The following is a 12,438-nucleotide window of genomic DNA, read 5'->3' on the forward strand; positions in this document are numbered from 1 at the left end:
CAGATACATCTTTAAGTATGAAGGGGATATATGGCTTAGCGACAGTAGCAGCGCAATAAGCTGTTATCACTATAAATTGATGATGCGTATTTATATGGAGCCTGTATGAATAAGGTAATTCCCTTGATCACCCGAGAAGGCGATCGTATTGCTATCGTCGAAGGGCTAAGAACACCTTTTGCGAAACAGGCGACTGCTTTTCATGGCATTCCCGCTGTAGATTTGGGAAAAATGGTGGTAAGCGAACTTCTTGATAGAAGTGGTATTGATCCGCAGCTCATTGATCAATTAGTTTTTGGGCAAGTGGTGCAAATGCCAGAAGCCCCGAATATTGCGCGCGAAATTGTGCTCGGTACGGGTATGTCAGTATCTACCGATGCTTATAGCGTGACTCGCGCCTGTGCGACCAGTTTTCAAGCGGTGGCTAACGTCGCTGAAAGTATTATTAGCGGCACCGTTCAGATTGGTATTGCCGGTGGCGCGGATTCTTCTTCTGTATTGCCAATTGGTGTGAGCAAAGCGTTGGCAAAAACGTTGGTTGATTTAACCAAGGCACGTACGTTTTCTCAAAAGCTGGCGCTATTTAGCAAGCTTAAATTACGTGATTTGTTGCCGGTGCCGCCTGCTGTTGCTGAGTATTCAACCGGATTGCGTATGGGCGATACCGCTGAGCAAATGGCAAAATCTCATCAAATTAGCCGCGAACAGCAAGACGAATTTGCGCATCGTTCTCACCAGCTAGCAGCCAAAGCCTGGGAGCAAGGGTGGCTTAAAGAACAGGTGATGACGACTTATGCGCCGCCTTACCGCGAAGCGCTACAAATCGATAATAATATTCGACTTAATTCCAGCATTGAACAGTACGCCAAATTGCGTCCGGCATTTGACCGCAAACACGGTAGCGTAACCGCCGCGACCAGTACTCCGCTGACTGACGGCGCGGCCGCTGTATTGATGATGAGTGAATCGCGGGCGCGGGAGCTAGGTCTGAAACCATTGGGTTACCTGAAAAGCTTTGCGTTTTCTGCTATCGACGTGTGGCAGGACATGTTATTGGGCCCGGCTTATGCGACACCACTGGCGCTGGAGCGCGCAGGCTTAACGCTTGCAGAACTCGATTTAATTGATATCCACGAAGCTTTCGCTGCCCAGACACTGGCTAATCTAAAAATGTTTGCCAGCCCACAATTTGCCCAAGAAAAACTCGGTCGTGCGCAGGCTATTGGTGAGGTTGATTGGGAAAAGCTCAATGTACTTGGTGGTTCATTAGCCTATGGCCATCCTTTTGCGGCAACAGGCGCGCGCATGATCACTCAAACGTTGCACGAATTGCGTCGGCGTGGAGGGCGTTATGGGCTGACAACCGCTTGTGCCGCGGGTGGACTTGGGGCCGCAATGATCCTTGAGGGGGCAGAATGAGTCAACGCAATGAAGTGGCAGGCGCGGCGCCAATAGAAATAACGCCAACGCCACAAGATTTAACGGCGCAAGACCCTGGCCAACAAGAGGCGGATCACTTGGCACCAAATGGGGCTATTTCTGCATTTACGTTGCGGTTTACCGCCGACAATATCGGTGTGATTACCATTGATGTGCCGGACGAAAAGGTTAATACCTTAAAGGCTGAGTTTGTTGAACAAATTACGCAAATATTGCAAAAAGCACAGCGTAATCCTCAATTATCCGGATTAGTGATTATTTCTGGCAAAAAAGACTCCTTTATTGCCGGAGCGGATATCTCCATGATTGCCCGTTGCCAAACCGCTCAACAAGCAACTGATTTAGCGGCTAAAGGGCAACAGGTGATGGCGAGTATTGCCGGATTACATATCCCAGTTGTTGCCGCTATTCACGGCGCTTGCCTTGGTGGCGGATTGGAACTGGCGCTGGCTTGTCACAGCCGCGTCTGCTCTCTGGATGACAAAACCCAGCTTGGATTGCCAGAAGTTCAGCTCGGTTTATTGCCTGGTTCCGGTGGAACGCAACGCTTACCCCGCCTTATTGGTTTACCGAATGCGCTAGATCTCATGCTGACCGGGCGCAGCGTACGTGCTAAACAGGCTTTGCGTATGGGATTGGTTGATGATGCCGTTCCGCACTCTATTTTGTTGCAAGCGGCAATTGAGCGAGTACAGCAAGGTGTGAAAGCACGGCCACCACTGCCTTATTTTGCTCGCGTAGCCTCTGGTCCATTGGCAAGAGATCTAGTATTTAAGGCGGTACGCAAAAAAACCTTGGCAAAAACGCAGGGTAATTATCCGGCAGCCGAGAGAATTCTTGATGTCATTCACGTGGGAGTGACGCAAGGTCGCAGTAAGGGATATCAGGCAGAGGCCAACGCGTTTGGCGAGTTGGCAATGACCTCGCAATCTGCGGCACTTCGCAGCCTATTTTTTGCCTCTACAGCACTAAAAAAAGAGCTTGGAGCAGATGCTCAGCCTCTGACAGTTAAAAAGGTCGCTATTCTTGGCGGTGGCTTAATGGGCGGGGGTATTGCCAATGTGACGGCTACCCGTGCTGGGCTACCCGTTAGAATAAAAGATATTAATCCTCAGGGTATTAACCATGCGCTGAAATATAGCTGGGATTTGTTGAGCAAGCGGGTTCGTAGTAAGCGAATGAAGCCGGCAGAACGACAAAAGCAGATGATGTTGATCTCTGGCAGTACAGATTACAGCGGATTTAAGCAGGTTGATGTGGTAATTGAAGCGGTATTTGAAGACTTATCGCTGAAGCAACAGATGATCGCCGATATAGAAAAAAATGCGGCTGAGCATACTATTTTTGCTTCAAATACTTCTTCTTTGCCTATTCACCAAATTGCGGCGCAGGCGAGTCGCCCTGAGCAGGTTATCGGATTACATTATTTCAGCCCGGTAGATAAAATGCCGCTGGTGGAAGTGATCCCCCATGAAAAAACCAGTGCGCAAACTATTGCGACTACAGTCTCTTTAGCCAAGAAACAAGGGAAAACGGCGATTGTAGTTGGAGACAGTGCTGGGTTTTATGTAAATAGGATTTTAGCCCCTTATATTAATGAAGCCGCTCGCTGTTTGCTCAATGGCGAACCTATCGAATATATCGATTATTCTTTAGTGCGTTTTGGTTTCCCGGTAGGGCCATTACAATTGCTTGATGAGGTGGGGATTGATGTTGCCACCAAAATCGTGCCTATTCTTGTTGATGCCTTTGGGGCGCGTTTCTCAGCACCAGAATCTTTTGATGCTGTGCTAAAAGATGAGAGGAAAGGGCGCAAAAACGGCAAAGGTTTTTATCTCTATGAGTCAAAAGGGCTAAAAGCCAAACTTCAGCTCAAGAGTAAAAGTAAACAAGCCGATACTACGATTTATTCGTTATTACACGTCACACCGCGACGCCAGCAATCGCCGCTCGATATTGCTGAGCGTTGCGTGATGATGATGCTTAACGAGGCGGTCCGCTGTCTGGATGAAGGCACTATTCGTAGTGCGCGTGATGGCGATATTGGCGCTGTTTTTGGTATAGGTTTTCCACCGTTCCTCGGTGGGCCATTCCGCTATATTGATCAATTAGGTGCCAGTCAGGTCGTGGCGCGTTTGGAAAAACTGCGACAGTTACACGGTGAACATTTTGCACCTTGTTCGGCATTAGTCGAGCGAGCGCAAAGTGGAGAACGTTTTTATTCTGAGCAGGAAAGTGATTAATTTTTAGTTGTGATCTGCATCACGGCTAAATATTAGTTTTAGCGTAACCCTAGACCACTGAACAAGGAGAGCGCCACTTGTAGCCTGATTTTCCTGGCCTGGCGCTTGAGTCACTAAATAGTAACACCCTGATAAATCGTCAATTTGGTTAATAAATGAACAGTGCTATTTACATCTTTATACGGTTGGTGTAAAAAACAGCGTTTTATTTACGTTAACTTTAAGGCAAAATGCGCGGCCGCTATTATGAAGACACGGCGTGTTTTGATGATGTAGTGCCTTGCCAGGACGTGAGGCAGAGGGTCATACGGAACGCCTGTCGTTTCTGTATAGCGCTATTTTTGTTAACAAAACGGTGCAATATGCAAGTTTTTATCATGCGTCACGGTGAGGCAGCACTTGAGGCAGCCAGCGATTCAGCAAGACCATTGACCGAATGCGGCTGTGACGAGTCAGTACAAATGGCGGCGTGGCTTAACGCGCGCGGCGTCAAGATCCAGCAGGTTCTGGTGAGCCCGTATTTACGGGCACAGCAGACATTAGAAAAGGTGCGTCAGGCGTTACCTTTACCACAAGATGTCGAGGTATTGAAAACCTTAACGCCGAGTGGCGATGCTGCGATGGTGGCCTGTGATTTACAGACTTTAGCAAAACAAGGTGTCAGTGCGGTATTGGTGGTTTCACACCTGCCACTGGTGGGTTATCTGGTTGCTGAGCTTTGTCCGGGCATTTGCCCGCCAATGTTTGCTACTTCTGCTATTGCCAACGTTGAGATCAACGACCAAACCGGCAGCGGTACGTTGAACTGGCAATTCAGCCCGTCACAAGTTGTGGCAAAAGCCTGCGCCTCCAATTAATTGTAATTGGCAGATGATCTAAATTATCTCAACGGCGGCTTGGCAAGATAAGCCCGGTGAGATCTAAAAAGCCCAGCATATGCTGGGCTTTTTGCTGTCTATTGTGACTTGAATTAGCCTTCCTGGCGTTTGTCATCAAGTTCAACCAGTACAAGTAGCGCGGCGTTGCCGCCTAATTCTCTTGGCGCTTGGTGGAAAGCCAATACTTCAGGGTGTTGCGCCAGCCACAGCGGCGTTTGTTGTTTAAGAATATGCTTGCCGTGACCGTGCATCACGCAAGCACAATGCACATGCTCACGGCGGCAGGCGGCAATCAAAGCCCCGAGTTCTTGTTTAGCCTCGAGCTGTGTCAAACCGTGCAAATCTAAAAAGAACTCTGGCGAATAGTCGCCGCGGCGTAATTTTTTTAACTCATAATGACTGACGTCTGGGCGAACGTGACGCACTGGGCCTTCATCATCGAGCATCGGCTGAAATTCGTCAGAAAAATAATAACTGGCATCAACCTGTTCCTGTAATAGCTTTTTCGGTGATATCTCCGAGACTTTCTTGCGCACAGGTTTATGCGTTATTGTGTCATTTTTCAAACGCTTAGTTCCAGGTACGGCCTCGCGAAATAGTTGCAGCTCTTCTTTGCTGAGCGGGGATTTATTTTTCATTGGCAGTTCATCGTTCTTAGGTCATTTTGACAGTGTACCCGTTGATGGCGGCCTTACTAAAGAAAAGTCGTGGTAAAAATGTTCCCAGCCGCGTCTAACTGCTGATTTATGGCGGGCTTCGTGGCAAACTAGGCGGCAAATTTAGGGCGATGTTGCGTAAGCCAGCCCACCGTCCCCAGGAGAAGAAATTGGACAAAATATTCGTCGACGAAGCCGTCAGTGAACTCTATACCATTCAGGACATGTTGCGCTGGACCGTCAGCCGCCTGAATGCCGCTAATGTTTATTACGGCCACGGCACCGACAATCCTTGGGATGAAGCTGTACAGCTAGTTTTACCGAGCCTGTATCTGCCGCTGGATATTCCTGAAGATATGCATACCGCACGCCTGACCTCTGGTGAGCGCCACCGTATTGTGGAGCGAGTAATCCGCCGGGTTAACGAACGCATCCCTGTCGCGTATTTGACTAACAAAGCCTGGTTCTGCGGCATGGAGTTTTATGTCGATGAGCGTGTGCTGGTACCACGTTCACCAATCGGTGAACTGATTGACAACCGTTTCTCAGGCATTCTCAGCCACCGCCCGCAGCATATTCTCGATATGTGTACTGGCAGCGGCTGTATCGCTATTGCTAGCGCTTACGCTTTCCCGGAAACCGAAGTCGATGCGGTTGATATCTCAACCGACGCGCTGGCCGTGACCGAACGTAATATCGAAGCACACGGCATTGAGCAGTGGGTCACGCCAATTCGCTCTGACCTGTTCAATGAGTTGCCGCCGCTGCAATACGATTTGATTGTGACTAACCCGCCATATGTTGACGCTGAGGATATGTCTGATCTGCCTGATGAATATCGTCACGAACCAGAATTGGGTCTGGCTGCCGGTAATGATGGCCTGCAACTGGTACGCCGTATTTTGGCCGATGCACCGGATTACCTGAACGAGCAGGGCGTGCTGATTTGTGAAGTAGGCAACAGCATGGTGCATCTGATGGATCAATATCCTGATGTGCCTTTCACGTGGTTAGAGTTTGAAAACGGCGGCGATGGCATCTTTATGCTGAGTAAACAGCAACTGCTGGACTGCGCTGAGTTGTTTAGCAGCTACCGCAAATAAGCTATTTGCCGTAAGTCGTTTTCTTGCGGCAAACGAACATTGAACACGTCGTTTTATTGACGGCGTGACGCTATTACCAATTACATTACAAATGGTTAAGGAGCCGTGATGGCTGGGAACAGTATTGGGCAGTTTTTCCGTGTCACCACCTTCGGCGAATCCCACGGTGTGGCACTAGGTTGCATTATCGATGGCGTTCCGCCAGGTATTGCGCTGACCGAGGCTGATTTGCAGCACGATCTCGATCGTCGTCGTCCGGGAACCTCACGCTATACCACACAGCGCCGTGAGCCTGACGAAGTTAAAATTCTTTCTGGTGTATTTGAAGGCGTGACGACCGGTACCAGCATTGGTTTGGTCATTGAGAATACCGATCAGCGTTCGCAAGACTACAGCGCAATTAAAGACGTTTTCCGTCCGGGCCATGCCGATTACACCTACGAACAAAAATATGGCGTGCGTGATTATCGCGGCGGCGGCCGTTCATCGGCGCGTGAAACCGCAATGCGCGTAGCGGCAGGCGCGGTAGCCAAGAAATATCTGGCACAAAAATTCGGCGTAAAAATTCGCGGTTATCTGGCGCAGATTGGCGATGTGAGTTGCGAGCTGAAAGATTGGGATCTGGTCGAAACCAACCCGTTCTTCTGCCCGGATGAATCCAAGCTTGAAGCGCTGGACGAACTGATGCGTGAGCTGAAAAAAGCGGGCGATTCTATCGGCGCAAAAATCACTGTGATTGCAGAAAACCTGCCGGCAGGTTTGGGCGAACCGGTATTTGACCGTCTTGATGCTGATTTGGCGCATGCACTGATGAGCATTAACGCTGTTAAAGGCGTTGAGATTGGTGATGGCTTTGCGGTTGTCACCAAGCGCGGTAGCGAAAACCGAGATGAAATCACCCCTAACGGTTTTGACAGCAACCATGCTGGCGGCATCTTAGGGGGTATCAGCAGCGGTCAGCCGGTCATTGCCCACATTGCGTTAAAGCCGACCTCCAGTATTACCGTGCCGGGGCGCACCATTAACCGTGAAGGTGAGCAAGTTGAGATGATCACGCGTGGTCGTCACGATCCTTGCGTGGGGATTCGCGCGGTGCCTATTGCTGAAGCCATGATGGCGATTGTGTTGATGGATCATCTGTTACGCCAGCGTGCGCAATGCGGTGATGTAAATTCCTCTGTACCACGTTGGTAATCTAATGCGACATTTCGCTATCTATAGCGCGTTGCTGCTGGCCCTTGGCTGTTCTTCTGCTATGGCGGCAACGCCATGGCAGACCATTAAACAGCCGATTGCTGGTTCACCGCAGGCCATTGGCGGTTATGCCAATGGTTGCCAGATTGGGGCACAGCCTCTGCCGCAAAATGCGGCTGATTATCAGGTGATGCGCCCCGATCAACGCCGCTTTTACGGCCAGCCAGAATTGCTGTCTTTCATCAAGCGTCTGGGTGCCCAAGCCAGTAACCAAAAGCTTGGTATTATGCTGATTGGCGATATGGCGATGCCAGCGGGTGGACGTTTTAGCAGCGGCCATGCCAGCCACCAGTCAGGGTTGGATGTCGATATCTGGCTGCAACTCCCTCGCCAGCGCTGGACGCAGCAACAATTGCTGAAACCACAGCCAATCGATTTGGTGACGGCTAACGGCAAAGGCATTGTCAAAAGTCAGTGGCAGCCGCAAATCGAGTCGTTGATCAAACTGGCGGCCCAAGATAGCGAAGTAGTGCGTATTTTTGTTAACCCGGCTATCAAACAGCAGCTTTGTTTGGATGCTGGCAGCGACCGCCAATGGCTGCATAAAGTTCGCCCGTGGTTTGGTCACCGAGCGCATATGCATGTTCGCTTACGTTGCCCAGTAGGTAATCGTGAATGCGAGAATCAGGATGCGCCGCCTCCGGGAGACGGTTGTGGTGCTGAATTGCAAAGCTGGTTCTTGCCGCCAAAACCGGGCAGCGGTTCTGCTGTTAAGCGTGAGCCACCGCCGTTACCGGCCACTTGCCAGGCTTTGCTCGATAATCACGTAGGTTCACTTTAAACGCCGGTTTGGCGATTACATTTGGCAGAGTCTCGATATGGAGCGGTACATTAAGTGGATTGGTTGATTGTTGAACCTTGGATTTACGCCGTACTGTTCTTTGTGGCGATTCTGGCTGGATTTGTTGATTCCATCGCCGGTGGCGGTGGGTTAATCACCGTGCCAGCGCTGCTTGCGGTGGGCGTGAGCCCAGCGCAGGCACTGGCGACCAATAAGCTGCAATCTATTGGCGGCAGTTTTTCTGCCACGCTCTATTTTGTACGCCGTGGCGCGGTAAGCCTGCTTGACCAAAAACTCAATATTGCCTGCACGTTTATCGGCGCAGTCATGGGGACGATATTAATCCAGCATCTGCGTGCGGATATTCTGCGCCAGATTTTGCCGTTGCTCATTATCTGTATTGGCTTATATTTCCTGCTGACTCCACGTCTGGGGGAGAGCGATCGCCAGCGGCGTTTATCAGCGTTACCTTACGCTTTGGTCGGCGGTGGTTGCGTAGGCTTCTATGACGGATTTTTTGGCCCGGGAGCGGGCTCCTTCTATGCACTGGCTTTTGTCACCCTATGCGGTTTTAACCTCGCCAAAGCGACGGCACACGCCAAACTACTCAATTTCACCTCCAACTGCGGTGGCCTGTTATTTTTCATCATCGGCAACAAAGTGGTGTGGAGTTTGGGATTGGTGATGATGATAGGTCAGTTTATCGGCGCGCGTTTGGGCGCCAGAATGGTATTAAGTCACGGGCAAAAGATGATTCGTCCGATGGTGGTTTTAGTCTCACTGGTGATGAGTGCCAAGCTAATTTACGATAATCACGGTGCTGATATTGCCCATTGGTTCAGCACACATTTTTCCTGAGTTATTATTTATGCAACAAGAGCTTATGCAACAAAAGCTTATGCCACAACAACAAGAAATACATCATTATCAGCAACTGATTGATATCTTTGATGGCTGCTTTAGTGAAACGTACAATACTCGCCTGATTCGCGGCGATGACGAACCTATTTATCTGCCCGCTGATGAGCAGGAAGATTTTAACCGCATTGTTTTCGCGCATGGTTATTATGCCAGCGCATTGCATGAGATCTCGCATTGGTGCGTGGCAGGTGCTGCCCGGCGTGAGCTGGTGGATTTTGGTTATTGGTATTGTCCGGACGGACGCGATGCACAAACGCAAAGCGAGTTCGAACAGGTTGAAATCAAGCCACAATCTTATGAATGGCTATTCTGTGTCGCTGCCGGTTTTCCTTTTAATGTCAGCTGTGACAATTTGAGTGGCGAATGCGAGCCAGACCGTATTGGTTTTCAACGTAAAGTCCGCGAGCAAGTCTTGGCTACGCTGGCGCAAGGTATTCCAGAAAGACCGGCACGCTTTATTGCGGCACTGCAATCGTTCTACAATACGCCGCCATTGAGCGCTGAGTCGTTCCCATATCCGCAATCACTAGACTGAAATAGTCTGGTGATCGACTGTAAGTAATAGAGGAAGTTTGATGCTCGCTGAATTTGAAGAGCGTATTTTGACGCTAATTGACGAGATGGTTGAAAGTGCAACCGACGATGAACTGTTTGCCAGCGGCTATCTGCGTGGTCATCTGACGGTGTCAGTGGCTGATGCTGAAGAGAACGGTGAAAATACTGCTGAGCAATTAAAAGTGCGGGTGCAACACAGTCTGGATAAAGCTATTCAAGCCGGGGAGTTATCACCGCGAGACCAGATCTTGGTACTGGGAATGTGGGAAAACCTCTACGATACATCATTGGCCAGTATCAACGCTTAATCGTCACCAAAACGCAACAGGGCCAATTGACCCTGTTGCGTTTTATGCCCAAGCAACGGCTTGGCTTCATCAGGCTGATTATGTCAGTGTTGTGCAGATTCGGTCGCTTATCACTACAGATCGCCTTACGCTTAAGCTCGTCGGGTCGCGTTGCGACTTCCCGCTATCGAAGATCAACAGCTTAAAAATCAACGGCGAGATCAACGCCAAAAAACTCAACACGTTGTCATTAGTTTCTGGTTTTCGGGCGGATGAGTCTCATTCGTTCGTTACTGGTCGTCCTTTTAGTAATTTTCTTACCCACATCCGGTTCGGATTGATGGCGGCTAGCGTCTCGCTATCAAGTGGTATGGGTTCTCCGCTGATTTGTGCTGCCAGTATTTCGGCGCTTAATGGTGCTGAGCTTAATCCGCGTGAACCTAATGCGCCCATCAAATATAGATTGCTATAACTGGCCGCCGGGGCAATATCCTGCTGCTTAAGCAAGGCCTGCGGCAGACTCTGATAATCGGCTAGCAGTTGATGATAATCCGGGGCGCTGCCAATCATCGGCAAATGATCGCGCGTGGCGCAGCGCACGCCACAGCGTGCCTGTTGGTCACTAACATCGACTTGAGTTGGCCAGTCGACGTTTGGCAGGCAATCAATCAATCGCTGGCGATTTTGCTGCTGCTCATCTTCACGGTAATCAGTATTTCTTTCGCCACGACGGTAGCTGGCACCAATACAATGATGCTGATTTGCAGGATTGACCGGTGTCATATAGCCGTCGTAGCACAATACTTGTTTGAGTACGCCTAGCGTTTCATTGGTCGGAATATGACTGACCTGACCGCCGACCGCATAAACTGGCAGCATTTGGGTTTGGCTAAACAAGTTAATATCCGCGCCGTTGGCCAGAACCAACGTGGCATGTACCTGTGTCTGTTGATGGCTAAAATGCAGCTGCCAGCCCTCTTGCTGTTGGCGTAACTCGCTGACTTTATGCCGGTAGTGGACGGTTAGGCCTTGTTGTTCTGCCTGTGCGATAAGCGCTGCGGTTAATTGCGCTGGGCATAACCAGCCGCCCAATGGATAAGTGATGCCGCCTGCGCCGCAGTTCACGCCTGCTAACTCGCTTAGCTGTTGTGGCGTTAAGGCTGTGGCCAGCTGTTCAGGCCAGTTAGCGGCAGCAATTTTATCAATCTTCCCCTGGCTTTTCGGATCATAGCCAATCTGGCTAACGCCACACCATTGATAGTCAAAGGTCGTGCCATTTTCTGCTAGCTGTTGATACTGGCGGCGAGCAAAGGTAAAGGCATGAGCAAAGAAGTGCTCAAGCGTATCGTCTCTACCGCTGAGCAACGGATATAACGCGCCCTGGCGATTACCCGATGCTCCTTGTGCCGGGGCATCATCGGCACAATATAAGCTAACGCGGTAGCCGCGGCGCAATAGCGCTAGTGCTAAGACCGCACTGGCAACACCGCCGCCGATAATCGCCGTGTCTTCAGGGTGTTGAGCCGCAGGGCGATGATACCAAGGGGCAGGGTGGTTAAGTGGCTCATTGGATAATAACACTCCGCTAAGCATTTCGCGTTTGCGTCCGTGCCCAGGAACCTTACTCACACTAAACCCGGCTTGCTGTAGCCCCCTGCGCACAAAACCAGCGGCAGTGAAGGTGGCGAAGGTTCCTTCCTGTCGGGTCATTTTTACCATCGCGCGGAACAATTCATCCGTCCACATGTCTGGGTTTTTAGAGGGGGCAAATCCGTCGAGGAACCAGGCATCAATTTGCTGGTGCAGGCTGATATCACAAGCAGGTAATAATGTAGTGACATCGCCAAACCATAAATCGAGCGTAATACGGCCATCATCGAGTAATAAACGGTGGCAACCGGCAAAAGGTAACGGCCATTGTTGCTGCAATTTATGGGCGTATGGCGCGAGCTCTGGCCACTGGTTTAAGGCTGCCTTAAGGTCGAGTGCCGATAATGGGTATTTTTCGACGCTGATAAAATGCAGGCGTTGCAATATTGCCTGCGGATTTTCGGCCCGAAAACTATCGAATGCTTGCCATAATGTTAAAAAATTCAAGCCGGTACCAAAACCGGTTTCAGCAATGGTTAATAGCGCGCGAGGATGTTGGTGAAAACGCTGTGGGAAATGGTTGCCGTTCAAGAAAACGTGCCGGGTTTCTTGCAGACCATCCTGATCCGAAAAATAGATGTCATCAAAATGTCGGGAAACAGGTGTACCCTGATCGTTCCAACTTATTTCGGCTGACTGAATTGGGGAGTGATCCACGTGAAACTCTCTT

The 12,438-nt window shown here is 50.1% G+C and carries 11 protein-coding genes; 9 read left to right on the forward strand and 2 right to left on the reverse strand.

Annotated elements, in window-relative coordinates; genetic code table 11:
* The first annotated feature begins 105 nt into the window (after window positions 1-105).
* The 3 genes from fadI to sixA all read left to right on the forward strand — a co-directional run bounded on the left by fadI (window position 106) and on the right by sixA (window position 4,540).
* Window positions 106-1,419: an acetyl-CoA C-acyltransferase FadI gene (gene fadI / locus ACL9RG_RS00120; RefSeq protein ID WP_422790540.1), complete on the forward strand. Its 1,314-nt coding sequence runs from the start codon at window positions 106-108 to the stop codon at window positions 1,417-1,419.
* Window positions 1,416-3,683 (forward strand): fatty acid oxidation complex subunit alpha FadJ, encoded by a 2,268-nt coding sequence (gene fadJ / locus ACL9RG_RS00125; RefSeq protein ID WP_422790541.1) that lies wholly within the window; start codon window positions 1,416-1,418, stop codon window positions 3,681-3,683. Before fadI ends, fadJ begins: the two co-directional genes overlap by 4 nt.
* Window positions 3,684-4,045: 362 nt before the next feature.
* A complete protein-coding gene (sixA, locus tag ACL9RG_RS00130; protein ID WP_422790542.1) occupies window positions 4,046-4,540 on the forward strand; it encodes a phosphohistidine phosphatase SixA in 495 nt (164 codons plus the stop codon).
* A gap of 113 nt (window positions 4,541-4,653) precedes the next feature.
* Here the strand turns inward: sixA and smrB are convergent, their stop codons facing one another.
* The gene (smrB, locus tag ACL9RG_RS00135) at window positions 4,654-5,199 is read right to left on the reverse strand and encodes an endonuclease SmrB (RefSeq protein ID WP_422790543.1); all 546 of its coding nucleotides are present in this window, start codon (window positions 5,197-5,199) and stop codon (window positions 4,654-4,656) included.
* Window positions 5,200-5,387: 188 nt separating this feature from the next.
* Here smrB and prmB point away from each other — a divergent pair, with 188 nt between their 5' ends.
* The 6 genes from prmB (at window position 5,388) to ACL9RG_RS00165 (ending at window position 10,139) form a co-directional block, all read left to right on the forward strand.
* Window positions 5,388-6,320, forward strand: coding sequence for a 50S ribosomal protein L3 N(5)-glutamine methyltransferase (gene prmB / locus ACL9RG_RS00140; protein ID WP_422790544.1), 933 nt, complete (start codon window positions 5,388-5,390; stop codon window positions 6,318-6,320).
* Between the two features lie 108 nt (window positions 6,321-6,428).
* Entirely contained in the window at window positions 6,429-7,514 is a 1,086-nt protein-coding gene (gene aroC / locus ACL9RG_RS00145) for a chorismate synthase (RefSeq protein ID WP_422790545.1), read from the forward strand.
* Window positions 7,515-7,518: 4 nt separating this feature from the next.
* Complete coding sequence (mepA, locus tag ACL9RG_RS00150; RefSeq protein WP_422790546.1) at window positions 7,519-8,355, forward strand: penicillin-insensitive murein endopeptidase; 837 nt, start codon at window positions 7,519-7,521, stop codon at window positions 8,353-8,355.
* Between the two features lie 54 nt (window positions 8,356-8,409).
* Window positions 8,410-9,213, forward strand: coding sequence for a sulfite exporter TauE/SafE family protein (locus ACL9RG_RS00155; RefSeq protein ID WP_422790547.1), 804 nt, complete (start codon window positions 8,410-8,412; stop codon window positions 9,211-9,213).
* A gap of 40 nt (window positions 9,214-9,253) precedes the next feature.
* Window positions 9,254-9,811 (forward strand): elongation factor P hydroxylase, encoded by a 558-nt coding sequence (locus tag ACL9RG_RS00160; protein ID WP_422791148.1) that lies wholly within the window; start codon window positions 9,254-9,256, stop codon window positions 9,809-9,811.
* 40 nt (window positions 9,812-9,851) lie between these two features.
* Window positions 9,852-10,139 (forward strand): YfcL family protein, encoded by a 288-nt coding sequence (locus tag ACL9RG_RS00165; protein WP_422790548.1) that lies wholly within the window; start codon window positions 9,852-9,854, stop codon window positions 10,137-10,139.
* Window positions 10,140-10,397: 258 nt separating this feature from the next.
* On the opposite strand, the gene mnmC is transcribed toward ACL9RG_RS00165, so the two are convergent.
* A complete protein-coding gene (gene mnmC, locus ACL9RG_RS00170) occupies window positions 10,398-12,425 on the reverse strand; it encodes a bifunctional tRNA (5-methylaminomethyl-2-thiouridine)(34)-methyltransferase MnmD/FAD-dependent 5-carboxymethylaminomethyl-2-thiouridine(34) oxidoreductase MnmC (RefSeq protein WP_422790549.1) in 2,028 nt (675 codons plus the stop codon).
* Window positions 12,426-12,438 lie beyond the last annotated feature (13 nt).

The sequence above is a fragment of the Rouxiella sp. Mn2063 genome (genome assembly GCF_049319665.1).
GTDB lineage: Bacteria > Pseudomonadota > Gammaproteobacteria > Enterobacterales > Enterobacteriaceae > JBMOUD01.

What these genes read in the sequence shown, in the direction of transcription:
- mepA (WP_422790546.1), top strand. Translation starts at nt 7,519, where the DNA reads ATGCGACATTTCGCTATCTATAGCGCGTTGCTGCTGGCCCTTGGCTGT.
- smrB (WP_422790543.1), bottom strand. Translation starts at nt 5,199, where the DNA reads ATGAAAAATAAATCCCCGCTCAGCAAAGAAGAGCTGCAACTATTTCGC.
- ACL9RG_RS00165 (WP_422790548.1), top strand. Translation starts at nt 9,852, where the DNA reads ATGCTCGCTGAATTTGAAGAGCGTATTTTGACGCTAATTGACGAGATG.
- aroC (WP_422790545.1), top strand. Translation starts at nt 6,429, where the DNA reads ATGGCTGGGAACAGTATTGGGCAGTTTTTCCGTGTCACCACCTTCGGC.
- sixA (WP_422790542.1), top strand. Translation starts at nt 4,046, where the DNA reads ATGCAAGTTTTTATCATGCGTCACGGTGAGGCAGCACTTGAGGCAGCC.
- fadI (WP_422790540.1), top strand. Translation starts at nt 106, where the DNA reads ATGAATAAGGTAATTCCCTTGATCACCCGAGAAGGCGATCGTATTGCT.
- fadJ (WP_422790541.1), top strand. Translation starts at nt 1,416, where the DNA reads ATGAGTCAACGCAATGAAGTGGCAGGCGCGGCGCCAATAGAAATAACG.
- ACL9RG_RS00160 (WP_422791148.1), top strand. Translation starts at nt 9,254, where the DNA reads ATGCCACAACAACAAGAAATACATCATTATCAGCAACTGATTGATATC.